Genomic DNA, 24596 nt, shown 5'->3' with positions numbered 1-24596 from the left:
CAAGAAGCAACCGTTCTTCCCGTACGAGTCTCAACCGTTTCCGGTTGCTTTTCCGTGGAAGACGTCTGCGTTTCCGCTTTGTTGTGTCTTCACTTTATCAGGGGTTCCGTTGCCCGCCAAATCAGCGGTTCCGGTGTCCTTGATCGGGGTGAAGCCCGTTGGGTTCTTCCGAAGCCTACCGGTCCACGACACTGCTCGAACCGGTCTGCCGAGAGAAGGAGGATGCCGCCGATTCCGGTCTGGTTCCGAGTCGGCCCTGAGGGCCGCTCGCCATCCCTGTGGCGGCTTGAGAACACTACCCCCGATCCCGGGGAGCGGCAAACCGAAACCTCTGTGTCACCGCTCACAGGCACGGAGACGGGTCGCGACCCGCTCGGACTCCCTTCCCTCCTTCCCTCGTACCCGGAGGTGCACGGCGCTGTTCGCGGTCCCGGTGATGCTGCGTCGGGTCATGGACCCTCCCCAGGAGACACGCGACCGGTACGACACCTCCTCACTGCGGATCGTGGCGTGCAGCGGTTCGTCGATGAGCCCGAAGCTGATCACGGAGTTCATGGACGAGTTCGGGGACGTGCTCTACAACCTGTACGGGTCGACCGAGGTGTCATGGGCGACGATCGCCACACCCGCGGACATGCGCAGGCGCGAGGTCGTGGTGACCGGTGTGCCGGACGAGGAGTTCGGCCGGCGCTTCGCCGCCTTCGTGGTACCGCACGAGGGAGAGAAGGGGGACCCGAACGAGGTACGAGCGCATGTACGTGACGCGCTCGGCAGGTTCTCGGTACCGCGAGACGTGGTGATGCTGGACGAACTTCCGCGCAACGCCACGGGCAAGGTGGTCAAGCGTCTACTGCCACGCCAGGCACCACGTGAATGGCGCGGATCGGAGACACGGAGACGGACGCTCTCGAAGCCGGAGTACGTCGCCCACTCCTCCGCCATGACGGCCCGACCCTGCGAGGAAACGCTCGGAAACGGAAAAGGGATACCTGCGCACGTGCCGGTGTCCCCTGCGTTCGCGTGGGTATCCGCACGAAGGAATTCCTCGGAACGCCGTACCGTTTTTCTTTGCGCGCAAGGGAATTGTGGACTTTGAGTATCAGCCGGGGAATAACTACCATGATGCCGATGTCCGACCGACTTCCCGCCCCTGCGGACGACTTCTCTCTTCCCGCCGTCGACGAGCAGATGTGCTTCGCGCTCTACGCGGCGTCGCGTGCGATCACCAACCTGTACCGGCCCCTGCTGGAACCCCTGGGGCTGACCTATCCCCAGTACCTGGTCATGATGCTCCTCTGGGAGCGCGGCGAGTGCTGGGTGAAGGACTTCGGTTCGGCGTTGCAGCTGGACTACGGCACCCTGACGCCCCTGCTCAAGCGCTTGGAGGCCCGGGGGTTGGTGGATCGGGCCCGTGACCTGCGGGACGAGCGCTCGGTCCGGGTCACCCTCACCGCCGAGGGAGAACGGATGAAGGCTCGCGCCAAGGGCATTCCGGAAGCCGTCGGCGAGGTCATCGACCTGCCGGAGGACGAGTTCGAGGCCACGAGGCTGGCACTGCGGCGCCTGACCGCGAACGTGCTCGCGGGGCAGGCGCGACCTCCCGGTGCGGTCGAGGAGGAGACCACGACGCCGCCGCCGTAGGGGCACGGCGGTGGCGGTGTCCACTTCGGGGCGGGCACCGGTGGACACGCCTCGCGCTCGGCGCGGCCCGGGCCACCGAGCCGGTCGGTGCGGGGCGGGGAGGGCCCGGTGTCCACCCGGCCCTCCCCGTCTCGTGTACCTGACCTGGCAGGTCAGTACCTAGCAGCCTCCGGACGTGAGTTCCCAGTAGCCTGGCGAGGTCTCGGTCAGCGAAGTGGTGACGAAGACGTTCCACAGGCCGAGCGGGTCCTCCGAACCGACGGCGTAGACCTGTCCGAACCGCTGGACGGCCCGTCCCTGCGACACGTGCCCGTAGTTGCTGGCGGTCACGCACTCACCGGGCTCCGCCGGGTCGGTGGGCTCCTCCGTGGGCGGATCGGTGGGCGGGTCGGTGGGCTCCTCCGTCGGGTCCGGGTCGGGGACGACGGGCCCGTCTCCGATACCCCAGAAGTCCACCGTGTACCCGGTCGAGCAGACGGCGGCCAGGAAGTAGGCCCCCGCCGTGCCGCAGCCTTCGGAGGGGTCGACGGGGGTGCCGTGGCCCATCCCCGAAACCGAGTAGTGGGCGACGGAGGCGTCGGTCGCGTCACCTCCGTAGTAGGAGGCGGTGGTGGATCCGGGCAGTCGTGCGGTGGAGTCGGGGGCTCCGGACAGTCCGTGCACGTTGTTCCACTGGTTCACGGTGGCGGTGCCGTTGGCGGGGGCCACCGTGGTGTCGGAGGTGCCGTGCCAGACGGCCACGCGCGGCCAGGGTCCGTTCCAGCCGGGGTTCTTGGCGCGAACGGCGTCGCCCCACTGTTGCGGGGTCTTGCTCTTACCGGGGTTCATGCAGGTGAACGCGTCGATCATGTTGCCCGCGCATCCGGTGGGGACACCCGCGACGACGCTGCCTCCGGCGAACAGGTCCGGGTAGGCGGCCAGGAGTTCGCCCGCCATGGCGCCCCCCGCGGAGAGTCCGGAGACGTACACCCGGTCGGCGTCCAGCCCATGGGCGGACACGGCGTGCTCGACCATGGAGCGGATGGAGCGTGCCTCTCCGGAGTCCCGGGCGGTGTCGCCGCGCTCGAACCAGTTGAAGCAGCTGGTGGCGTTGTTGGCGGACTTCTGTTCGGGATAGACCAGGGCGAAGCCGTTGGCGTCGGCGTGTTCGGCCCATCCCGAGTGGCCGTGGTAGGCGGTGGCGTTCTGCGCGCACCCGTGCAGCAGCACGACCAGGGGCGCGTCGGCGGGCAGGCCGTCGGGCACGTAGGCGTACATCGCCAGGTTGCCGGGGTTGGTGCCGAACGAGGACACCGGGGTCAGTGTGGCGGCCGAGGCGCGCGGGGCCAGGGCGATCAGCAAGGCCCCGACCGTGAGGGCCACGGTGGCCAGGGCGGCGAGGAGGGGAAGGAGCCGGCGCCCGTGGGCGTCGGCCACAAGGGTTGGAGGGAGACGGAACGGGGGTCGATGCGGGGTCATGCGGTGCCTCCGAGAGAACCTGACGGTGAGCGGGGGTCCGTGTGATCGGAGACTAATTCGACAGTGGCGCACGCGACATGGGTGAGAGACCCTGGTCACATGACGTCGGCCAGTGTGAAGTCCACAGCCGACCCCGAGCCCATGGCCCTCGGCCACATGTCCTCGATGGAGGGTGTGTATGACGAACCTATCCCTCACCCGGGAAGGCCCGCCTATTTTGCTGCCATGACGACGCACGAGTTCCTGTCGGACACGACCCGACAGGCCACCCAGCCCCCTTCCCCCACAACGACGGTGGTTCCCCACACCACTCGGGTCGACCTCACGGGGCGCACCGCCCTGGTGACCGGGGCGGCCAGTGGCATCGGTCGAGCGTGTGCCCTGCGTCTGGCGGACGCCGGCGCCGACGTCCGTCTGGTCGACCAGGACGGCGAGGCCCTCAAGGTCCTCGCCGACCAGGGCGTCGGTGAGGCGGTCGTGCTGGACCTGACCGACCTGGACGCCGCGGAGGAGACCGCCCGGGGGTCGGACATCGTGGTCAACAACGCCGGCGTCCAGACGGTCGCCCCCGTCCAGGACTTCCCTCCGGAGCGTTTCTCCCTCATCCTTCGTCTCATGGTCGAGTCGCCTTTCCGCGTGGTGCGCGGTGCGTTGCCCCACATGTACCGGCGGGGGTGGGGCCGCGTCGTCAACATCTCGTCGGTGCACGGGCTGCGCGCCTCGGCCTACAAGTCGGCCTATGTGGCCGCCAAACACGGTTTGGAGGGTTTTTCCAAGGTGGTGGCCCTGGAGGGCGCCGAGCACGGGGTGACCTCCAACTGTGTGAACCCCGGATACGTGCGTACCCCGCTGGTGGAGAAGCAGATCACCGAGCAGGCCGCCGCGCACGGTATCCCCGAGGAACGGGTGATCTCCGAGGTGCTGTTGGCCCGGACACCGCTCAAGCGGCTGATCGAACCCTCCGAGGTCGCCGAACTGGTCGCCTACCTTTGCAGTGCGGACGCGTCGTTCGTCAACGGCGCGTCCCTGCCCGTGGACGGAGCATGGAACGCGAGCTGAACATCACCACATCCGGTACCCCAGACATGAGCGGATCGACGGATCCCGACGGTCAGGCCTTCTTCCTCGACCTGTTGTTGCGCGACGCCCCGGCCGTGGAGTACGAACGGCCGGTGCTTCGCGCGCGCGCCCGCGGTGACGATCCGGAGGTGGTGGCCGCGCTGGAGGCGGCCAAGCTCGCGGCGCTGCGTGTGCGCTCGGTGATGCGGGACCGACAGCGCCGTGAGTCGGAACTGAGCGCGCTGTTCGAGACGGCCAACGACCTGGCGGGGATGCGCAGCCTGGACCAGGTGCTACAGGCGATCGTGGAGCGGGCGCGCAACCTGCTGGGGACCGACGTCGCGTACCTGACGCTGAGCACTCCGGAGTCGGGAGGCACCTACATGCGGGTGACCTCGGGGTCGGTGTCGGCGTCGTTCCAGCGTTTGCAGTTGGCGCCGGGCAAGGGGTTGGGCGGCCTGGTGGCCACCACGGCCCTGCCCTACGTGACGGCCAACTACTTCGCCGATCCGAGGTTCGAGCACACGGAGAACATCGACCACGCCGTGCGCGAGGAGGGCCTGGTGGCCATCCTCGGCGTGCCCCTGAAGATGAACGGGCGCGACGTGGGCGTCCTGTTCGCCGCGAACCGGCATGAGCGGCCCTTCTCCCACTCGGAGGTGGCGTTGCTGTCGTCGCTGGCGGCGCACGCGGCCATCGCGATCGACAACGCGAACCTGATCGATGACACCCGACGTGCCCTGGACGAACTGCACACCGTCAACGAACGTCTGCAACGGCACACCGCCTCGGTGGAGCGGTCGGCCGCCGCGCACGACCGACTGACCGACCTGGTACTGCGCGGTGGCGGGGTGCGCGAGGTCGCGGCGGCGGTGGCCGAGGTCCTGGGCGGCACGGTGTTGATACACGACGCGACGTCGGAGGAGTCGGTGACCGCCGGACCGCAGGGCGTGGTGGAGTCCACCGTCCGCGGTGGTGCCCCCTGGGAGCCCGGAGAAGGGGACCTGGCCGAGGCGGTACGCACGTCACTGGCCAGCGGGCGTGCGGTGCGGGCGGGTCGGGCGTGGGTGGCGTCGGCCGCCGCCGGCAACGAACCCCTGGGAACGCTGGTGTTGCGTGGGGTGGAGTTGGACTCCACCGACCAGCGCGTACTGGAGCGGGCGGCGATGGTGACGGCTCTGTTGCTGCTCATCCGGCGTTCGGTGAGCGAGACCGAGCATCGTGTGCGCGGAGACCTGCTGGACGAACTCCTGGAGGTGCCCGCACGTGATCCGGTGTCGTTGCGGCAGCGTGCCGCCCTGTTGCGCGCGGACCTGGACGGTCCGCACGTGTTGGTGGTGGCCGAGGCTCCGGGAGGGGATCCCGGAAGGCTGCGTTCGGCGGCGACCTACATCGCCGAGACCACCGGAGGGCTGGCCGGGAGCCGGTCGGGTCGCCTGGTGCTGGCCTTGCCGGGGACGAATCCGTCCGCGGTGGGTCGTCGGGTGGCCGATGAACTGTCGATGGCGGCCAACGGCAGCGTGACGGCGGGGGCGGGTGGTCCGACGACCGGACCCGAAGCGTTCAGGGACGCGTTCGCCGAGGCGTCCCGATGCCTACAGACACTGCGGGCGTTGGGACGGGAGGGCGATGTGGCCACCACCCAGGATCTGGGGTTCTCCGGCCTTCTGTTGAGTCAGGATCGGGACGTGCCGGGGTTCGTGTCGACGACCCTGGGCCCGTTGCTGGAGTACGACGCCAGGCGGGGCACGCTTTTGGTGGAGACCCTGCGTGCCTACTTCGCGGCCGGGGGCAACCTGTCGCGGGCCAAGGACGAGCTGCACATCCACGTGAACACGGTGGCCCAGCGTCTGGAGCGGATCGGCCAGCTGATCGGAGCGGACTGGCAGTCCCCCGAACGCGCGCTGGAGTTGCAGCTCGCCCTGCACCTTCACGGTCTACTGGACAAGGGTGTGGATCTGCTCGGCGACCAGGGCGGCGGTTGAGGAGAACAGCGGACTGTAGTGGTTGTCGTCGGGGAGTTCGACGACGTCCACCTTCTCGGGGAGTCCGGCCAGCCTCTCGGGCGTGTAGAGTCCGGGGCTCTCGTCCATGAGGCCGCGTGCCGTCCACAGCAGGCGGGCCGGGCAGGGGAGGTCGTGGACGGCGCCGAGCGCCTCGGGGTCGGAGATCACCTGTTCTCCGTCCGTGCGCACGGAGTCCTCGTCACAGGCCGAACGCATGGCGGGCGGCTCTCCCACCAAGTCCCGGAGAACGTAGTGGTCCACCCAGGTGTTCCACCCCTTCGTGAAGGCGGGGTGGCGTCGCCAGAACTCGCGGTAGTGGTCGGGGCCCTCGAAGGTCATGCGCAGGCGTGCCATGGCGGGACCGAGCACCGCCTCGATGTCGGTGCCGGGCGGGACGGGAAGCCCGTATCCGCCGTCGACCAACAGCAGTCCGGCCACCCGGTCGGGGTGACGCACCGCGGCCAGGCAGGAGACGAACGCGCCCATGGAGTGGCCGACCAGGACGGTTCGACGTACTCCATGGCTGTCGAGTACGGCGATCATGTCGTCGGCGTGGGCGGCCAGACCGTGCGGTCCCGTCAGGTGTCCGCTGTGTCCACGGCCGCGGAGGTCGGGCGCGATCAGCGGCGGGCCGCCGAGCCGGGACAGCTCGGCGGCGACGCGGGCGAAGGCGTGGCCGTTGGCGGTGATGCCGTGGACGGCCAGGACCGGGGTCGCGGGGCCCTCACCCCACCGGGTGACGGCCAGTTCGCCGCCGGGGACGGGGACGGAGTACTCGTCCCCGGCGTTCCAGGAGAGGTCTTCGGTCATGTTCGCGCGGTCCTCCTGTCGCGTAGGGCCGAACGGACGCGCCCGGGGAGGGCGACGAGTCCACCGGGGAAGAAGAACACCATCAGCACGAACAGGGTGCCGAGGATGAACAGGGGTTGGGACAGCGGCGCGGCGATCCACGCGGGCAGTGCCGCGAAGGCGTCGGAGCCGCCCAGTTGGAGAAGACGGTGGTCCGCGTAGGTGTACAGCACCGCTCCCAGCAGCGGACCCCAGCGGGTGCCCGCGCCGCCCAGGGCCACCATCACCAGCAGTGTGAGGGTGAACTCTGCGGTGGTGATGACGGGGGTGACGCCTCCGGTGACCAGCAGGTAGGCGACACCGCCCAGCGAGGCCAGGCCGCCTCCGACCGTGAACGCCACCAGCTTGTAGGGGTAGGGGTTGACGCCGAGGACGGCGACGCGTTGTTCGTTGGCGCGGATGCCCTGCCAGACCCGGCCCACCGGTGAGGCGGTCAGCCACCAGACGACGCCCACGGCGAACACGGCGTAGGCGAGGGCCACCCAGTACAGGTTGACGGTGTTGAACACTCCCACGAAAGAGTCCGGGACCATCGCGGTGTTGAGGGACAGACCCTCCTCGCCCCCGGTCAGACGGCCGGGGTCGCGGGAGATGAGGATCGACCCGGCCTGGGCGAAGGCGAGGGTGACCATGGCCAGGGCGATGCCGTTGACACGTAGTGAGACGGCTCCCAGGACCAGGGAGAGCAGGGTTCCGCCGACGACGGCGATCAGCGCCGACCACAGGAGCGGGAGTTCGAGTACCCGCATGAGGAGGGCGGCGACGTAGGCGCCGCAGGCGAAGTAGAGGGCGTGCCCGAACGAGAGCAGTCCCACCCGGCCGTACAGCAGGTCGTAGCTGGTGGCCAGGCCGCCGAAGACGAGGCAGAACGCGACCAGGTGCAGGGTGGGCGGGCTGTTGAGGGTCCCCTCGAACAGCCCCGGGACGTACAGGGTGGAGAAGGGCAGGGCCAGCGCCACCGCCAGGAGGACGACCGGGGCGGTCCACCCGGGGAGGCGGCGCCGTGCGCGCACGTCCTTCATCACCGGTGGTTCGGTGGTCTCGGGGGCCTTGGCGGCCACGTCGGTGTCGGTCATCATGCCACCCTCTCCGCGGACTTCTTCGCGGTCAGACCGCCCTGCCTGGTGAGCAGTACGAGGGCCAGGACGATGACCACGGCGATGTCGCCGAGTCCGGCGACGGTGTAGTAGTTGGCGAACTGCTGGATGAGGCCGACCGTGATCGAGGCGATCGCACAGCCGGTGAGCGAGGTGGTGCCGCCGATCACCACGACGATGAACGCGAAGATCAGCAGTGACAGTCCCTGCGTGGGGGTGACCACGCCGAAGTACAGGCCGCCGAGGGCCCCGGCCAGGGCCGCGGCGGCGCCCCCGATGGCGAACACCAGCGTGAAGGACTTGCGCACGTCGATCCCCAGGGCCGTCACCATGGCGCGGTCCTGCACACCCGCCCGGACGATGAGCCCGTAGCGGGTACGCGAGTTGAACAGCCACAGGGCGACGAACACGGCGACGGCGGCCAGGATGAGCAGGAAGCGGTCCTTGGGGATGTTCACCCCGAGGACGCCGACGGCGCCGCGGACCAGCTCGGGTTTGGGGAAGGTGAGCGGGTCGGCACCCCAGATCGCCTGGATGAGGGCGGGAACGGCCAGGCTCAGACCGACCGTGGCGAGGATCTGTTCACGGTGTCTGCCGTAGAGCGGGCGGATGATGCAGAGTTCGACCAGGGTGGCGGCCAGGGTGCCCGCCGCGACACCGAACAGCACGGCGACCAGGAAGCCGAAGCCGGCCGGTCCCGCTCCGGGAAGGTGGTCGGCGGCCCACCACGTGCCGTAGGCGCCGATGGCCAGGAAGGCACCGTGCGCGAAGTTGAGCACGTCCATCAGACCGAAGATCAGCGAGAGCCCGGAGGCGATGAGGAAGTAGAGGGCGCCCAGGCCCAGCCCGGTGATGACGAGGAGGACGACGGTACTCACGCGGTCCGCCTCCCTTCGGCTCCGGCCGTGGTGCCGGAGGAGTCGGTGACGGTGCGGGACACGCCGAGGAGTTCGCGGACACGGTCGGCGTCGTCGAGCAGTTCCAGGGCGGACCCGGTGTGGATCACGCGGCCCGCGTCCAGGACCACGGCCTGGCCGGCGACCCTGCGGACCAGGGACAGGTTCTGTTCCACGAGCAGGACCGGAACCTGTTCGGCCGCGCGGGCGACGGCGTCGGCCACCTCCCGGACGATGCGGGGCGCCAGACCCTTGGTGGGTTCGTCCACGATGAGGAGCTTGTTGTCGTTGAGCAGGGACCGGCCGATGGCGAGCATCTGCTGCTGACCGCCGGAGAGGGTGCCCGCGGGTTGGGAGGCCCGTGCGGCGAGCTCGGGGAACAGTTCGTGGACGAGCTCGTAGCGCGGCTTGGGGTGGCGTTCGGCCAGGCGCAGGTTCTCGGCGACGGTGAGGGCGGCGAAGATCCCGCGCTCCTCGGGCACGTAGCCGATGCCCCGGCTCACGATGGTGTACGTGGGGTGGGTGGTGATGTCCACGCCGTCGAAGACCACCCGGCCGGTGCGCGGCACCAGACCGAGCAGGGCCTTGACGGTGGTGGTCTTGCCGACACCGTTGCGGCCCATGAGCGCGGTGACGCCACGGTCGGGCATGGAGAAGGAGACACCCTGGAGGATGTGCGAGCCCTCGATCCACACGTGCAGGTCGGCCGCCTCCAGCAGCGGCTCCGCGGCGCTCACGCTCCGTCTCCGAGGTAGGCGGCCTGCACCTCGGGGTCGGCCATGGCCGATTCGGGGTCGGTGAAGGCCAGTAGCGCGCCGTGGTGCATCACGGCCAGCCGGTCGGCCATGTCGAGGAGCACCTCCATGTGGTGTTCGACCATGAGGACGGTGCAACCCTGTTCGCGGTGCACGTCCCTGATGACTGTGGTGAGCTCGCCGATCTCCCCGGCGCTGACCCCCGCCATGGGTTCGTCGAGGAGGATCAGGCGGGGGCGGCGGGCCAGGAGGAGGGCGAGTTCGAGCTTGCGCTTGTCGCCGTGGGACAGGTCTCCGGCGAGGACCTCCGTCCGGTGGGAGAGCCGCACCAGTTCCAGGGCCGCGGTGGCCTCGGCGCCGCCGTCGGGGGTGGCCCGGCGCCAGAAACGGCGGGACTCGCCGGTGCGCGCCTGGACGGCCAGGCCGACGTTGGCTCCCACGGTGAGGTCGGCGAAGACGCTGGAGGTCTGGAAGGTGCGGCCCATGCCGAGCCGTGCGCGACGGTGGGGCGCGTACCGGGTGATGTCGGTGCCGGCGAGGTGGACGTCGCCGCCGGTGGGACGGGTCAGGCCGGACACCAGGTTGAACAGGGAGGTCTTGCCCGCGCCGTTGGGGCCGATGAGGGCGACGAACTCCCCCTCGTCCACGTCCATGGTGATCCCGTCGACGATGACCGCTCCGCCGACCGACCAGCTCAGGTTCTTCAGGGCCAGTACCGGGGTGGCCCCCGGGGCGGGCGTGTGCGCCGCCCCGGTGCCTGCCGCGGCCTTCGTGGCTTCGGTGGCCATGGATTACTCCGCGACCGTGGGTTCGACGTCGGCGGCGGGGATCTCCGCGACCAGTTCGGGGTGGGCCTCCTCGCCCTGGCCGATCAGTTCGACCTGGTACATGGGCTGGATGAGCGCGTGGTCCTCGGCGCGAATGGTGATCTCGCCCTTGACCCCCTCGAAGGTCCAACCCTCCAGGGCGCTGATGCGGTCCTGGACGTCGTCCCCGGCGGAGGCGGCGTGCACGACCATCTGCGCGGCGGTGAAGCCGTCGGGTGTGAAGAGGTCGACGCTACCGCCGGCGGCCTCCACGCTGTCCTTCATGATCTCGGCGACCGCGGTGTCGGAGGCGCCGTCGAAGTAGTGGGAGAGGAAGGAGATGCGCTCCCCGGCCTCACCGAAGATCGGGTAGGACGGCTTGATGTCCAGGCCGGTGACGACCTCGGTGGAGTCGAGGATGCCCTGCTGGTCCAGGGACTGCCACATCGCGGAGGCGGTCTCGCCCGCCCAGGCGACGAAGACCAGGTCGGCGTCGGCCTGGCTGACCTGCTCGGCGAAGGGGGTCAGGTCGGTGGTGTCCGGCGGGGCCAGGACGCTGTCGACACTGGCGCCCTCGCTTTCGAGGACCTCGGTGACGGCGGCGACGTTGTCCTGCCCGAAGGCGTTCTGCTGGGCGAAGACCACGACCTCGGCGCCCGCGGGGTCGTCCATGAAGGTGCCCGCGGTGAGGATGTCCTGGTAGGTCTGGCGTCCCGAGCGGAAGGTGTGGTCGTTGATCCCGGTGATGGCATCGGTCGCGGCGGGGCCCGAGATGAAGAGGATGTCGTTCTGCTCGGCGAGCGGGGCGACCTGGACGGCGATACCGGAAGCGGTGGATCCGGCGATGATGTCGTGGCCGGTGCCGATGAGGTCCCGGGTGGCGGACACCGCCTTGGTGGGGTCTCCGGCGTCGTCCATGTACTCGACCTCGATGGGACGGCCGTCGACCTCCATGGACCCGCCCGTGGCGTAGTCGAGGCCGGCCTCGAAGCCCTGCTTGTACTGCTCGCCGTAGGTGGCCAGCGGACCGGAGGCGGAGTAGACGATACCGACCTTGACGGGCGCGTCCTCGCCTCCCCCCGCGGCGTCGCCGGGACTTCCGCAGGCGGTCATCGCGAGGACGACCGCGCAGGAGGCGGCGGTCAAGGGGACCTTACGCATTTTTCTCCTCCAGATCTGCACCCGCCTGTGCGACGCAACCGCCCGAGCCGGGGGATGGGGTGCCGATCTGAAGGTAGGACTCGAATGATCTATTTCACATGTAGTGGCCACATACATTCAGTCCCGAATCGGTGTACGCGGAACCCACACGCGTGGTCGAAGAGGTGTGCCGGGGCGCCGCCCGCCGCCCCGGCACCTCGGATCGGTCACCGAGGAGTCCTGTTCCGTCACAGGGGTTCTCCCGTGTAGTCACCGAACGACCACAGGTTGCCCTCGGGGTCGCGCACCGAGAACTCGCGGGCTCCGTAGTCGGTCCTGTCGAGTGGCCGGACGACGTCGGCGCCCCTGTCCACGACCCTTGCGTACAGGGCCTGGGGATCGGAGGTGACCACGTAGGTGCCGGCCGTGCCCGGCTCGCGGGACCACCCCCCTCCGGGTCGGTGGCTGCCGAGCATGACACCGCCGGAGCCCTCGGGCCACCGGAGTTCGGAGTGGGCGACCGCTCCGTCGTCCATGTCATGGCGTGTGGTGAGGACGAACCCGAAGGTGTCGACGTAGTAGTCGATCAGCGCGGGAGCGTCGTCGGCCTGTAGTGTCACCCAGATCGTGGGATCGTTGGTGGTCATGTCCTCAGTCTGCTGAGAGCGCGTGGCCGCCGTCTTGTATGTTTCGGAACTCCTCGGCCGGCCATGTCCGCGGTGGGACTCCGGCGAAGCGGACGAACTCGTGGCTCAGGTGGGCCTGGTCGCTGTACCCGGTGTCCGCGGCGACCAGGGCCAAATCGGTACGGCCGCGCAGTCGGACGTCGTGGGCGATGCGCGTCGTGGCGTGCTCGAAGCGCATCAGCGTCGCCACGGTCTTGGGCGAGCGCCCGACCTCCCGTCGGAAGAGCGTTCCCAGGTGGCGGGGGCTCAGCCCGACGGTGCGGGCGAGGGAGTCCACGGAGGCGCGTCCCCTGCCGCGTTGCAGCAGGTGCCAGGCGTGGGCGACCTCCGGACGGGGGCCCGCGCCGCCACGGTCACCGTAGCGCTCGACGAGGTAGGCGCGGACCAGGGCGAAGGCCTCGCGCCATCCGTCGACGCCGGTCAGTCGCTCGTGCAGTTCCAGGGCCCGACGTCCCAGCAGGCCGGTGCCGTCGTAGTCGCTCACGTCGAGTTCGGCGCTGGGCGTTCCGAAGAGCGCGCGGGAGGCCAGGGGATGCACCGCGATCTGCACACCGGCCTGGCCGGTCCGCTGTCGGATGTGGCCGGCCCGCAGGTGGAGTCCGCCCAGGACCAGTGGGTTCGGGCGGGCCTTGGCCAGGGCCTCCCCCGTGTCGGCGGCCTCGACCCCCTCGTCCAGGGCCACGATGAAGGTCAGGGAGGAGGAGGGCAGGCCTCGGTGCAGACTCTCGGGCACGTGCAGGCCCCGGTAGCCGACCATCGAGACGACTCCCGGAGCACTGTGCGGCGGAGCGAGGGCGAAGTCCCACCGCCGCGGGTGTCGGTCCACAGGAAGACGCTAACACGCGGGTCCGACGAGCGGGGGTCCTCAACAGCGGCCCTTGTCCTCCCACACGCCCCACTCGCTGCCGCTCGGCGGATAGCCCTGGATCCACCAGCGCGCCTCGTACTCGCGGCCCTGGTACCGCACCCGGTCGCCCCGGTCATAGGTGGTTCCCGGGTCCCACTCGGGGACTCCGCAGGAGTTCGCCTCCCTGTCGCCGCGGCCACCACCGTCCCCCTCGCCGTGATCGCCACCACGGCCACCACCACGGCCGCCACCGTCGCCACGGTCGTCCTCGGTGGGAGAGGACTCCTCCTCGGTCGTGTCCTCGGCTTCCTCCTCCTCTTCCTCCTCTTCCTCCTCCGGCGCGGGCCCGAGGGACACCGTGAGGGTGACGGCGCCCTCCTCGGGCAGGATCGTGCCGGGTTCGGGTGTCTGTCCGCTCACCTCACCCACCGGCACGGTGTCGTGGTGGTCCTCGGTGGTCTCCACCGTCAGGCCGAGGCCGGTGAGCGCCTTGACGGCGTCCTCCTGGGACATTCCCACCAGGGTGGGGACGATGACGCCCTCGCTCACGCGCAGGACGACCGGTTCCTCACGGTCGCCCTCCTCGCCCACGGCGGGTTCGGAGGACAGCACCGTGCCCGGCGGTTCCTCCGCCGAGTGTTCCTGGACGACCTCGATGTCGGTGAAGCCGGCCTCGCGCAGCATGTCGCGGGCGTCGTTCTCGGTGCCTCCGACCACGTCGGGGATCGCGACGAACCGGGGTCCCGCGGAGACCCACAGAAGAACCTCGGCCCCTCGCTCCACGGCGCTTCCGGGCGAGGGCGTGCTCTCGGCGACCGAGCCGGGTGCCACGGCGTCGTCGTAGGTCTCCTCGAAGTGCACCACCAGGTCCAGTTCGAGGGCCGTCAGGTATTCCTCCGCCTCCTCGGTGGAGATCCCCACGACGTCGGGCAGTGCGACGGCCTTCTCGGGCATGAGCGCCCACCCGGCGGCGAACAGCGCCATGACCAGGATTCCCGCGCCGAGGAGCACGGGGACACGCCGCCACCACGGGACCGGCGGACCCTCCTGTCCGGGGGGAACGCTCGGGGCGACGGAGACGATCGGGATCGGCCTGGTGTCGTCGTCGGTGGGTTCGGTGGAGGTTCCGGGAAGCGACCGCAGCACCTGCTCGACCACGGTGAGGTACTGGCCCGCGTCCCGGGGGCGGTAGCGCGGGTTGGGGTCGGTGGCGTTGGCCACCAGCATGTCCAGGTCCGGCGGCAGGCCGGGCAGGACGGACGACGGTCGCAGGGGGTGGGTGTCCGGGTCGACGGCCGCACCCGTCATCAGGGTGTACAGGAGCCGCCCCACGGCGCCCACGTCGGTGCGCGTCTCGGGCCCCTCGTCCTCCTCCTCGTCGAAGAGCAGGGGGAATCCGATGACCCGCACCGTTCCCCCACCGGCCACGACCACCTTGTCCAGGCCCAGGTCTCCGTGGACGACGCCCGCGTCGTGCGCGGTGTCGAGGGCGGTGAGGATCCCGGCCACGATGGCCAGCGCCGCGTGCGGCGGGTAGCGCAACTCCCCTCCGCCCAAGGCCTCGGCGAGCGTCTCCCCCTGCGTGTACTCGGTGACCGCGTACACGTGGTCGCCGTCCCGACCGTGGCCGAGGACCCTGGCGAGCCCCACGTGGTCGAGGTCCTCCAGTGTCTGGGCACGACCGAGGAACGCGTGCACCGCGCCGTGGTCGTTCACCAGCCACGGGTGCAGGACCGTGACCGTGACGGTCCGGTCGGCTTCGAGGTCGTGTGCGACGTGGACGGTCCCCGAGGCGCCGCTGCGGAGCCGCTTGCCGAGAATGTAACGCTCATGCAGCGTGATACCGAAGAGGGGATCGGGAGTGGGGGTCTCCATGTGACGGATTCTATGCCGCAGCTTCCTCGCACATCGCCCGCTATCAGGCCGAATATGGACAGGGGCGACCGCTAGGACCAACTCGCAGCGCCCCTGGGACCGAAACGTTGCGCGCTCCGTGTGAACCTCCAACGGCCTGCGACGATGCACGAAGGTCGGGCACACGGCCTCTAGCCTGGAGACACACCCCTCCTCCGCGCCTTCGCGGGGAGACCTTCCCTCCTTCGACGACAGCGAGGTATGCCATGTCCGGTGAACTGAACTGGGTGCGTGCGGACCTGCACCCGGAACTGTTGGCCGAGCCGGTGCTCACGGCGGTACGGGGAATCGACGAGGCACGGGTGGCGGAGATCGATCCCGCCCTGGCGGACACGGCCGCCTTCTGCCAGCGGTACGGCATGCCCCTGAGCACGAGCGCGAACTGCGTGGTGGTCGCGGCCAGGCGCGGCGGTGAGGTGTCCTACGCGGCCTGCGTGGTGCCGGCCACCCGGCGTGCGGACGTCAACGGCGTCGTCCGCCGCCACCTGGGAGCCCGCAAGGCCTCCTTCGCTCCCATGGAGGAGGCCACCGGGCTGACCGGCATGGAGTACGGCGGCATCACACCGTTCGGCCTGCCGGGGGACTGGCCCGTCCTGGTGGACGAGGCGGTCGTGGCCGAGGACGAGGTGGTCGTGGGAAGCGGGGTACGCCGCTCCAAGCTCCTGGTCCCCGGCAAGCTGCTCGCCGGCCTTCCCGGGGCGGAGGTCCTGGCTCTGGCCCGGTAGCGCCCCGGCCACGACGTGACTCGCCGACCAATGTCGACAAATCGACTTGTCGACCCCCGCGACCGGTCGTCGACGCGCGGGGAGGGCCCCACCCCTCCCCGCGTGTGCGGACGGCGCGGGTCGCGGGCTCCTGCCCGCCGGGAGGGAGCGAGAGGGTCGCACACGGCCTTCTGACGTGAAAAACGCAGGTGGAAGCGGGTTCCCCCCTCCAGGCACTATTTACTGACCGATCGGTCTGTAATACTGTTCGGCAAGAGACCGACCATCCGAGGAGAGGACCGTCAGGTGTCGGAAACACTGCAGAGCTACGCCCAGGGTGCGTGGTTCACCCCTGCGGACGAAGGCACGCCCCTCGCCGACGCGAACACCGGCGAGACCGTCGCCCGCGTCTCGGCGAACGGCCCCGACATCGCCGGGATGGTGGACTACGCACGCCGTGTCGGCGGGCCCGCGCTGCGCGCGCTCACCTTCCACCAGCGGGCCAACCTCCTCAAGGAGGTCGCCAAGCACCTGATGGAGCACAAGGAGGAGTTCTACGCGCTCTCGTACCGGACCGGTGCGACCAAGCGTGACACCGCCGTGGACGTGGACGGCGGCTTCGGCACCCTCTTCAGCTTCTCCAGCAAGGGTCGCCGTGAGCTGCCCAACTCCACCGTCATCCTGGACGGCCCCCTGGAGCCCCTCGGCAAGCAGGGCACCTTCGTCGGTCAGCACGTGTACACGTCCCGTCCGGGGGTGGCCGTGCAGATCAACGCCTTCAACTTCCCCGTGTGGGGCATGCTGGAGAAGTTCGCTCCGGCCTTCCTCGCCGGGATGCCGAGCATCGTCAAGCCCGCCGGGCAGACCGCCTACCTCACCGTCGCGGTCGTGCGGCGGATGGTCGAGTCGGGGCTCCTGCCCGAGGGTTCCCTCCAGCTTCTCGTCGGCAGCCACAAGGGGCTCCTCGACGGCCTGGGGCCGCAGGACATCGTGGGCTTCACCGGCTCCGCCGCCACCGGCGCCATCCTGCGCAACCACCCGAACGTGGTCAGCGGCGGCGTCCAGCTCAACGTCGAGGCCGACTCCCTCAACTGCTCGATCCTGGGCCCGGACGTGTCCGAGGAGGACCCCGAGTTCGAGCTGTTCGTCAAACAGGTCGTCACCGAGATGACCGTCAAGGCCGGACAGAAGTGCACCGCCATCCGCCGGATCATCGTGCCCGAGCAGAAGGCCGACGCCGTCATCGGTGCCCTCACCGACCGTCTGTCCAAGGTGGTGGTGGGCGCGGCCGACCACCCGGAGACGCGGATGGGCGCCCTGGTCTCGCTCGACCAGCGCGAGGAGGTCCGCAAGGCCGTCAAGGCGCTGAGCTCCACCAGCGAGATCGTCTACGGCGACCCCGAGAACGTGGAGGTCGTCGGCGCCGACGCCGAGTCCGGCGCGTTCATGTCACCGATCCTGCTGCGCGCCGGCTCCGACGCCCGGGAACCCCACGAGGTGGAGGCCTTCGGCCCGGTCAGCACCGTGATCACCTACGACGGTGTCGCCGAGGCCGTGGAGCTGGCCGCGCGCGGCAGCGGAAGCCTGGTCGGCTCGGTGGTCACCAACGACCCCGACGTGGCGCGCGAGGTCGTCCTGGGCCTGGCGCCCTGGCACGGGCGCATCCTGGTGCTCAACCGGGACGACGCCAAGGAGTCCACCGGCCACGGATCACCGCTTCCCGTCCTGGTGCACGGTGGTCCGGGTCGCGCCGGCGGCGGTGAGGAGCTCGGCGGTGTGCGGGGCGTCAAGCACCACATGCAGCGCACCGCCGTGCAGGCCTCCCCGGACATGGTCACCGCGATCACCGGTCACTGGACCACGGGGTCGAAGCGCACCGTCGAGGAGGTGCACCCGTTCCGCAAGGACCTCTCCCAGCTGCGGATCGGCGACACCATCCAGTCCGCGGAGCGCACCATCACCCGCGCCGACATCGACCACTTCTCCGAGTTCACCGGTGACACGTTCTACGCGCACACCGACGAGGAGGCCGCCGCCGCCAACCCGTTGTTCGGCGGGATCGTGGCGCACGGCTACCTGGTGGTGTCACTGGCCGCGGGCCTGTTCGTGGAGCCGAACCCGGGTCCGGTGCTCGCCAACTTCGGTGTGGACAACCTGCGTTTCCTCACGCCGGTGAAGGAGGACACCACCATCCGGGTCACCCTGACCGCCAAGCAGATCACCCCGCGCACCAACGCCGACTACGGAGAGGTGCGGTGGGACGCCCTGGTGACCGACCAGGACGGCCAGACGGTGGCCACCTACGACGTGCTCACCCTGGTCGCCAAGGGCGACGAGTAGGTTCGTCGCCTTGGGGAGAAACGGCTTCGTCGAGAAGTGACCTCGTCGACGAGTCGACATGGGGCGCCTCCGGCGGTGAACGTCGGCCGGGGGCGCCTTCGGCGGCGGCATGAGAGGACCCTGGGCCGCCTGGGCCGCCGGACCCTCCCGGGCCACCGCCCCGCGGAGCCGGCACGGAGCCCCCGGCGGTGAACGGCCGTCGGGGGCCACGGGCCCCGCGCCCCTGTCCTTCGGGGTGTCTCAGCGCTTGACGGGACTCACCAGACAGAACTCGTTGCCCTCGGGATCGAGCAGCACCTGGAAGGTTCCCTGGGCGTCGGTGACCGGATCGCCTCTTCGGCGGGCGCCTTCGGCCACGGCCGCCTCGGTGGCGGCGAAGATGTCGTCCACCCGCACGTCCGGATGGACGCGGTTGCGCTCGGTCTTGGGCGCGGGATCGGGCTGGAAGGACAGTCGTGGCCGTCCCCGACCACCCTCCACCAGTGCCCAACCGTCCTCCCTGGCCACCGGTTCACCTCCCAGCACGAAGGCCCAGAAGCGGGCGAGGGCGTACGGTTCGGCGGCGTTGAGGACCCACTGGTCCACGGTTCCTAAGGCCATGGCGACCGAGCATAGGCACCGCCTTCACGGAAACGGGGACGCGGTGACCGAAAAGGGTGCGGCCACTTCCCCGTGATCTTGCTCCGGGTGCCACTCCCGAGCGTCCCCGGTGACGCTAGGAGCAAGATCCACTGATCCGCTCCGCCGGCGCTCACACACCCCGAAGAAGCACGCCTTTCCCCGTGATCTTGCTCCGGGTGCCACTCCCGAGCACTCCCGGTGACGCTGGGAGCAAGATCACGGGGGAAAGAGGCAGACCGAGGGAACACAGAGGTGCTCTGGGGACGGCCGTTCCCAGAGCACCTTCCTTCCCAGAGTCCTCAGGGTTCTCAGGATCCTCAGGGTGAGGTGTCTTCTTCGGCCGGGGGCAGAGCGTTCATGAACGGCGCTCCGGCCATCCGGCCGTCCAAAGACCGCCAGGCCGTCACCCACCGCTGGAAGTACTCCCCCTTACCGCCCAGCGCGACGATGATCGCGTTCAACATGGCGAGCTTCGGCAGGCGGTCACGGTTGAGGGCCTCCCAGAAACCGGCGGCCGAGCCCGTACCGACCCTCTGGACCATCTCGCGGTAGGACGGTGACCCGGCCCAACGCCGGTAGCGACGCAACGTCTCCATGAACTCGGCGACCGTCTCGGCTTTCAGCGGATCCGGCTTGAGCTGGTACCCGGGGAGGTCATCCGGTACATCCCCGAGAGTCCCGGTGTCCGGATCGCGAGGATTCTTGACCGGTGTGAAGACCGTACGGCCCCCCTTCGTCGGCTCGAAGGCGACTTCCCGATAGAGGACCAAGGGCACCTCGCCCCAGAGCGTGCCGTCGCCGGCCACACGGATGTTCCGAGGACGGGCTCCTGGTGTGACCATGAAGCGGATGTCGCCGAACACACGGCGAGACCGGCCCGTCATCGCGCGTCCCGGGCCAGGACGTGGCGGGCCGCCTCGCCGGAAACGGTGAGGGCCGCCGCGGCCACGAGCAGGGCAAGAGCGACGTCGTAGCCCTGACGGTGAAGGAACAGAGCGACGATGACAACGGTGATCACGAGCAGAACGCGCCAGGTCATCGCGTCCACTACAAGATGAGCGGTCATGAAGTGACTTTCGTGAGTGATTTTCAGATTCGACTGGATGGCCGCATAGAGCCCTGAGAAGCGCGCCGGTGACGGGATATGGAAGATGCCACAGACACGCAGGGATGCGGCTGAAAGGTCGGTGAGGAAAAATTACCTTATGTCAGACCAGAAGACCACGCCAAAATCGAAGGTATGTCCGAATAAGGCCGTGTTGTCTTTGCAAGTCACGTTAACTCCTTCTCGTCACCCACAGGCTCCCTTGCCGTTCGGCTTCGTTCGGAACAGTTCGAGGACGTTCGGGAAAGCCCCTGAATCCGCCTATGGCGTTCTGAGGGTTCGAAATCCGATCGAAGGGGTAGAAAAGGAAGCGGCTGGATGGAAACTTTCATCACAGTTCCGGCCATCCGTATCCTGGATTAAGGGATAATGGAAAACCGGGTGAGGGACTCGACTGGATGACGGCGGGCGCGGGCCGGAAGATCTCGCGCCGGCCGGTGACGGGTCCTCGGGCGGGCCCCTGTTCTCCTCTGTGGGCGGGGACCCGCCCGGCACTTCCCCGTGATCTTGCTCCGGGTGCCACTCCCGAGCGCCCCCAGTGACGCTAGGAGCAAGATCCACTGGACCATTCCGCCAGCGCTCGCACACCCCGAAGAAGCACGCCTTTCCCCGTGATCTTGCTCCGGGCGTCACTCCCGAGCGCCCCCAGTGACGCTGGGAGCAAGATCACGGGGGCAGGGGCAGACCGCGACTCCCCCAAAAGACTCCCCCCCAAAAAAAGAAGAGGGAAGCGCCCCGGGGGCCGACTCCCCGGGGCGCTCGTCCATTCTTCCGGCGCCTGCTCGACGCTCGCTCAGGAACCGCTCAGGCACCGCTCAGACGCCTGCTCAGACGCCTGCCCAGATGCCTGTTCCGACGCCCGTTCAGGCACCCGCTCGACGTCTGCCCAGATGCCTGTTCCGGCGCCCGCTCAGGAACCGCTCAGGCACCGCTCAGGCACCGCTCAGGCACCGCTCAGACGCTCGCTCGACGTCTGCTCAGACGCCCGCTCAGGCACCCGCTCCGGACCCGGCCCCGCCTACAGACGGGCGATGGCCGCGGCCGGATTCTCCATGGCGTCGGCGACCACGCGCATGAAGCCCGCGGCGGCGCCGCCGTCGCACACGCGGTGGTCGAAGGCGAACGACAGCTGCGTGATCTTGCGGGCGGTCAGCTCACCGTCCACGATCCACGGCCGGTCCATGATCCGGCCGAGGCCCAGGATCGCCACCTGCGGGTGGTTGATGATGGCGGCGCTGCCGTCCACCCTCAGCGATCCGTAGTTGTTGAGGGTGAAGGTGCCCCCGGTCATCTCCGCCGGGCTCGCCTTGCCCTCCCGGGCCGCCGCGGTGAGCCGCTTGATCTCGGCGTCCAACTCCATGGTGGTGAGCCGGTGCGCGCCCATCACCGCCGGGGCGACCAGGCCCCGGTCCGTCTGCACCGCCAGGCCCAGGTTCACACCGTCGTACTGCACCAGTTCGCCGCGCTCGGCGTCCACCAGCCCGTTGAGCTCGGGATAGGCGCGCAGGCCCGCGAGCACGAACCGCGCCACGTAGGACAGCAGGCCGGGGCCGGACGGGTCGGACTGGCGTAGGCGAACCAGTTCGGTCGCGTCCACGTCCACCCAGACCGTCGCCTCGGGGATCTCCCGGCGGCTGCGGGAGAGCGACTCGGCCACACTCCTGCGGAAACCGCTCATGGGTACGCGCTGGGACTCGACCAACCCCGTGCGCGCGTCCACCGCACCCGTGGGAACGGGCTCGGGCCTTGCGGTGGTGGCCGCGGCGGCGGGCACGGACCTGGCCGCCTCGATGGCCTCGCGCACGTCGCGCCGGGTGATGAGACCGTTCGGACCGCTGCCGGTGATCTCGGAGATCCTGATCCCGGCCTCACGGGCCATCTGTCGGACCAGGGGCGAGGTGACCAGGGGAGGGCGCTTGGCGGCGGGGGTCGTCGCCGGCGTGGGCGCGGCGGGCTGGGCCGGCCGCGCGGGTGGACGTTTACGCGGACGGCGACGGCGTCCGGAGGCGCTCGCGTCCGGGGTGCCGTAACCGATCAGCACGTTCCCCGATCCCGCTCCGGCGCGCTCCTCCTCCCGGTAACGTTCTCCCTCCACCGACACCGGGGCGGCGGGCTCGGGGGAGGAGTCGTCGTCCACGCTGATCAGCGGCTTGCCGACCTCCAGGACCTGACCTTCCTCTCCGTGCAGCGCGCTGACGGTGCCCTGGTAGGGGGAGGGGACCTCCACGATCGACTTGGCGGTCTCCACCTCCACGATCGGCTGGTCGATGGCCACGGTGTCGCCGACGGCGACGAGCCAGCGCACCACCTCGGCCTCGGTGAGCCCCTCTCCCAGGTCCGGGAGCTCGAAGGTCTGCGTCGTCACTGGTCCTCCCACTGAAGGTCGTCGACGGCGTCCAGGATCCTGTCCACGCTCGGCAGCTGGAAGCGCTCCAGCTTCGGCGGCGGGAAGGGAATGTCGAAACCGGTGACCCGGCGCACGGGCGCGGCCAGGGAGTGGAAGCAGCGTTCGGTCACGCGCGCGACGATCTCCGAGGCGACGCTGGCGTACCCGCTGGCCTCGGCGACCACGACGGCACGACCGGTGGAGCGCACCGCCTCGCACACGGTGGCGTCGTCGAAGGGCACCAGGGAGCGCACGTCCACCACTTGCAGGCTGCGGCCCTCCTGCTGGGCGATCTCGGCGGCCTCCAGCGCGGTGGACACCGAGGGTCCGTAGGCGATGAGCGTGGCGTCGGTACCGGGACGGCGCACCACCGCCCTGCCGATGGGGGGTTCGGGGGCCGACGTGTCGACCTCGTCCTTGCCCCAGTACAGCTTCTTGGGCTCCATGAACACGACCGGGTCATCGGACCTGATCGCCTCGCGCAGCAGGAAGTAGGCGTCGGCGGGGGTGGAGGGGGTGACCACCGTCAGGCCGGGGGTGTGCGCGTAGTAGGCCTCGGAGGAGTCGCAGTGGTGCTCGACCCCGCCGATGCCGCCCGCGTAGGGGACGCGGATGACCATGGGCAGGGCGACCCGGCCGCGAGTGCGGTTGCGGGTCTTGGCCACGTGGCTGGCGATCTGTTCGAAGGCGGGGTAGGCGAAGGCGTCGAACTGCATCTCCACGACCGGGCGCATGCCGTTCATCGCCATGCCCACGGCCATGCCCACGATGCCGGACTCGGCGAGCGGGGTGTCGAAGCAGCGGTCCTCGCCGAACTCGGCGGTGAGGCCGTCGGTGATGCGGAAGACGCCGCCGAGGGGTCCGACGTCCTCGCCGAAGACGTACACCGTCTCGTCCTCGGTCATGGCGTCGCGCAGGGCCTGGTTGAGGGCCTGCGCCATGGAGAGCTTGGTGGAGTCGGTCGCCATGTCAGTTGGTGCCCTCTCTGCTCAGTTCGTCGGCCAGGAAGGCGGCCTGCTCGTCCAGCTGCGGTGTGGGGGTGGAGTACACGTGCGCGAACAGTTCGGCGGGCTCGGGGTCGGTGTCCTTGGCGATGCCCTCGCGCATGGCGGCGGCCACGGCCTCGGCCTTCTCCGTGATCTGCGCGATGCGGGCCTTGGTGAGCACGCGCTTGCGCTTGAGGTAGGTCTCCATGCGCAACAGCGGGTCACGGGCCTCCCAGGGGTCGACCTCCTCCTGGCTGCGGTAGCGGCTCGCGTCGTCGGCGTTGGTGTGCGGCTGCATCCGATAGGTGTGCGCCTCCACCAACTGGGGTCCCTCGCCGGCGCGGGCGGCGGCCATCGCGCGGTCCAGCACGGCGAGCACCGCGGGTGTGTCGTTGCCGTCCACCCGCTCGCCCTTCATCCCGTAGCCGACGCCCTTGTGGGCCAGGGACGGGGCGGCGGTCTGCCTGGCCAGGGGGACGGAGATGGCGTACTCGTTGTTCTGCACGAAGAACACCACCGGAGCCTTGAACACGGCCGCGAAGTTCAGCGCCTCGTGGAAGTCGCCCTCGCTGGTGGCCCCGTCTCCGCACAGCGCCATGACCACGGTGTCCTCGCCGCGCAGGCGCGCGGCGTGTGCGACGCCCACCGCGTGCAGCAGTTGGGTGGCCAAGGGGGTGGCCTGTGGCGCCACCCGGTGCGCGTAGGGGTCGTAGCCGGCGTGCCAGTCGCCCTTGAGCAGGGTGAGGACCTCCACCGGGTCCACGCCGCGCGCGACCACGGCGGCGGTGTCGCGGTAGGTCGGGAACAGCCAGTCGCCCTCCGCCAGGGCCATGGCCGCGCCCGTCTGGCAGGCCTCCTGCCCGTGTGAGGAGGGGTAGACGGCCAGGCGGCCCTGGCGAACGAGGGCGCTGGCCTGGTCGTTGACGCGGCGGCCGATCACCAGGGAGGTGTAGGCGGCGAGCAGCCGCTCCGAGTCCGGGAAGGGCAGAGCGGCCCCGGCCACGGGGCTCCCGGTCTCGTCGAGCAGCTGCACGGGCTGCTCGGAGGGAAGAAGGTCCCGGTCATCAGCCATGGCTTCCAACCTCCAATGTCAGAGAGATGTGTACAGACATATGGTGGTGTTTCCTGCCATATGTTCGCCACATCGGGAGAAAAATAAAGAAAACGTCGATAAACGCGGGGGTTCTTCAGGCAGAACGTCCACTGGTGTGACACATAACACTGGCCTTCGTGGACAAGTGGCCTGGAACACCTTCCCGGCTGCGTGAACGGGATCCGCGACGCCCCTCGGCGTACGGAG

The 24596-nt window shown here is 69.6% G+C and carries 21 protein-coding genes and 1 pseudogene; 6 read left to right on the top strand and 16 right to left on the bottom strand.

All coding sequences use genetic code 11. From position 1 onward, the window contains the following. Positions 1-355: 355 nt before the first annotated feature. Together PFX91_RS17930 and PFX91_RS17925 are read left to right on the top strand one after the other, a co-directional pair. Positions 356-874: pseudogene (locus PFX91_RS17930) on the top strand (AMP-binding enzyme); the annotation flags it as partial. A gap of 245 nt (positions 875-1119) precedes the next feature. Next, positions 1120-1641: a MarR family winged helix-turn-helix transcriptional regulator gene (locus PFX91_RS17925; RefSeq protein WP_285733358.1), complete on the top strand. Its 522-nt coding sequence runs from the start codon at positions 1120-1122 to the stop codon at positions 1639-1641. Positions 1642-1800: 159 nt separating this feature from the next. Here PFX91_RS17925 and PFX91_RS17920 read toward each other — a convergent pair whose 3' ends face one another. Next, positions 1801-3057, bottom strand: a complete 1257-nt coding sequence (locus tag PFX91_RS17920) for an extracellular catalytic domain type 1 short-chain-length polyhydroxyalkanoate depolymerase (RefSeq protein WP_285733356.1) — start codon at positions 3055-3057, stop codon at positions 1801-1803. A 267-nt stretch (positions 3058-3324) separates the two neighbouring features. On the opposite strand from PFX91_RS17920, the gene PFX91_RS17915 reads away from it, so the two are divergent. Beyond that, complete coding sequence (locus PFX91_RS17915) at positions 3325-4158, top strand: 3-hydroxybutyrate dehydrogenase (RefSeq protein ID WP_285733355.1); 834 nt, start codon at positions 3325-3327, stop codon at positions 4156-4158. Beyond that, complete coding sequence (locus PFX91_RS17910; RefSeq protein WP_285733352.1) at positions 4143-6143, top strand: helix-turn-helix domain-containing protein; 2001 nt, start codon at positions 4143-4145, stop codon at positions 6141-6143. Before PFX91_RS17915 ends, PFX91_RS17910 begins: the two co-directional genes overlap by 16 nt. On the opposite strand, the gene PFX91_RS17905 is transcribed toward PFX91_RS17910, so the two are convergent. From PFX91_RS17905 to PFX91_RS17865, 9 genes are all read right to left on the bottom strand, one after another. Next, positions 6096-6974 carry an alpha/beta fold hydrolase gene (locus PFX91_RS17905; RefSeq protein WP_285733350.1) on the bottom strand — a complete coding sequence of 293 codons (879 nt, stop codon included), beginning with the start codon at positions 6972-6974 and terminating at the stop codon, positions 6096-6098. The genes PFX91_RS17910 and PFX91_RS17905 overlap by 48 nt on opposite strands. After that, positions 6971-8089: a branched-chain amino acid ABC transporter permease gene (locus PFX91_RS17900; protein ID WP_285733363.1), complete on the bottom strand. Its 1119-nt coding sequence runs from the start codon at positions 8087-8089 to the stop codon at positions 6971-6973. Before PFX91_RS17900 ends, PFX91_RS17905 begins: the two co-directional genes overlap by 4 nt. Further along, entirely contained in the window at positions 8089-8988 is a 900-nt protein-coding gene (locus PFX91_RS17895) for a branched-chain amino acid ABC transporter permease (protein ID WP_285733348.1), read from the bottom strand. The genes PFX91_RS17900 and PFX91_RS17895 overlap by 1 nt, the downstream gene beginning before the upstream one ends. After that, the gene (locus tag PFX91_RS17890; RefSeq protein ID WP_285733346.1) at positions 8985-9743 is read right to left on the bottom strand and encodes an ABC transporter ATP-binding protein; all 759 of its coding nucleotides are present in this window, start codon (positions 9741-9743) and stop codon (positions 8985-8987) included. The genes PFX91_RS17895 and PFX91_RS17890 overlap by 4 nt, the downstream gene beginning before the upstream one ends. Further along, positions 9740-10549 (bottom strand): ABC transporter ATP-binding protein, encoded by an 810-nt coding sequence (locus tag PFX91_RS17885; protein ID WP_285733344.1) that lies wholly within the window; start codon positions 10547-10549, stop codon positions 9740-9742. Before PFX91_RS17885 ends, PFX91_RS17890 begins: the two co-directional genes overlap by 4 nt. 3 nt (positions 10550-10552) lie before the next feature. Beyond that, positions 10553-11728, bottom strand: a complete 1176-nt coding sequence (locus PFX91_RS17880; RefSeq protein ID WP_285733342.1) for a substrate-binding domain-containing protein — start codon at positions 11726-11728, stop codon at positions 10553-10555. A gap of 227 nt (positions 11729-11955) precedes the next feature. Continuing rightward, entirely contained in the window at positions 11956-12354 is a 399-nt protein-coding gene (locus tag PFX91_RS17875; protein WP_285733341.1) for a VOC family protein, read from the bottom strand. Between the two features lie 4 nt (positions 12355-12358). Further along, positions 12359-13219 (bottom strand): AraC family transcriptional regulator, encoded by an 861-nt coding sequence (locus PFX91_RS17870; RefSeq protein WP_285733339.1) that lies wholly within the window; start codon positions 13217-13219, stop codon positions 12359-12361. Positions 13220-13258: 39 nt separating this feature from the next. Next, entirely contained in the window at positions 13259-15115 is a 1857-nt protein-coding gene (locus tag PFX91_RS17865; protein WP_285733337.1) for a PASTA domain-containing protein, read from the bottom strand. Between the two features lie 245 nt (positions 15116-15360). Between PFX91_RS17865 and PFX91_RS17860 the strand changes: the two genes are divergently transcribed. Together PFX91_RS17860 and paaZ are read left to right on the top strand one after the other, a co-directional pair. Then, positions 15361-15879 (top strand): YbaK/EbsC family protein, encoded by a 519-nt coding sequence (locus tag PFX91_RS17860; RefSeq protein WP_285733334.1) that lies wholly within the window; start codon positions 15361-15363, stop codon positions 15877-15879. 285 nt (positions 15880-16164) lie between these two features. Then, positions 16165-18198, top strand: a complete 2034-nt coding sequence (gene paaZ, locus PFX91_RS17855) for a phenylacetic acid degradation bifunctional protein PaaZ (RefSeq protein ID WP_285733332.1) — start codon at positions 16165-16167, stop codon at positions 18196-18198. Positions 18199-18438: 240 nt separating this feature from the next. Here the strand turns inward: paaZ and PFX91_RS17850 are convergent, their stop codons facing one another. From PFX91_RS17850 to pdhA, 6 genes are all read right to left on the bottom strand, one after another. Next, positions 18439-18798 (bottom strand): VOC family protein, encoded by a 360-nt coding sequence (locus PFX91_RS17850; RefSeq protein WP_285733329.1) that lies wholly within the window; start codon positions 18796-18798, stop codon positions 18439-18441. A gap of 338 nt (positions 18799-19136) precedes the next feature. Further along, complete coding sequence (locus PFX91_RS17845; RefSeq protein WP_285733328.1) at positions 19137-19661, bottom strand: hypothetical protein; 525 nt, start codon at positions 19659-19661, stop codon at positions 19137-19139. Positions 19662-19699: 38 nt separating this feature from the next. Next, complete coding sequence (locus PFX91_RS17840; protein WP_285733326.1) at positions 19700-19885, bottom strand: hypothetical protein; 186 nt, start codon at positions 19883-19885, stop codon at positions 19700-19702. 1057 nt (positions 19886-20942) lie between these two features. Next, on the bottom strand, positions 20943-22289 hold the full coding sequence (locus PFX91_RS17835; RefSeq protein WP_285733324.1) for a dihydrolipoamide acetyltransferase family protein: 1347 nt from the start codon (positions 22287-22289) through the stop codon (positions 20943-20945). Next, complete coding sequence (locus tag PFX91_RS17830) at positions 22286-23278, bottom strand: alpha-ketoacid dehydrogenase subunit beta (RefSeq protein WP_285733322.1); 993 nt, start codon at positions 23276-23278, stop codon at positions 22286-22288. The genes PFX91_RS17835 and PFX91_RS17830 overlap by 4 nt, the downstream gene beginning before the upstream one ends. Position 23279: 1 nt before the next feature. After that, the gene (pdhA, locus tag PFX91_RS17825; RefSeq protein WP_285733320.1) at positions 23280-24368 is read right to left on the bottom strand and encodes a pyruvate dehydrogenase (acetyl-transferring) E1 component subunit alpha; all 1089 of its coding nucleotides are present in this window, start codon (positions 24366-24368) and stop codon (positions 23280-23282) included. Positions 24369-24596: the final 228 nt, after the last annotated feature.

It is taken from the genome of Nocardiopsis sp. ATB16-24 (assembly GCF_030271535.1).
Taxonomy (GTDB): Bacteria; Actinomycetota; Actinomycetes; order Streptosporangiales; family Streptosporangiaceae; genus Nocardiopsis.
The sequence above is the reverse complement of the archived record's forward strand: the minus strand, read 5'-3'. Positions and strand labels throughout refer to the sequence as shown.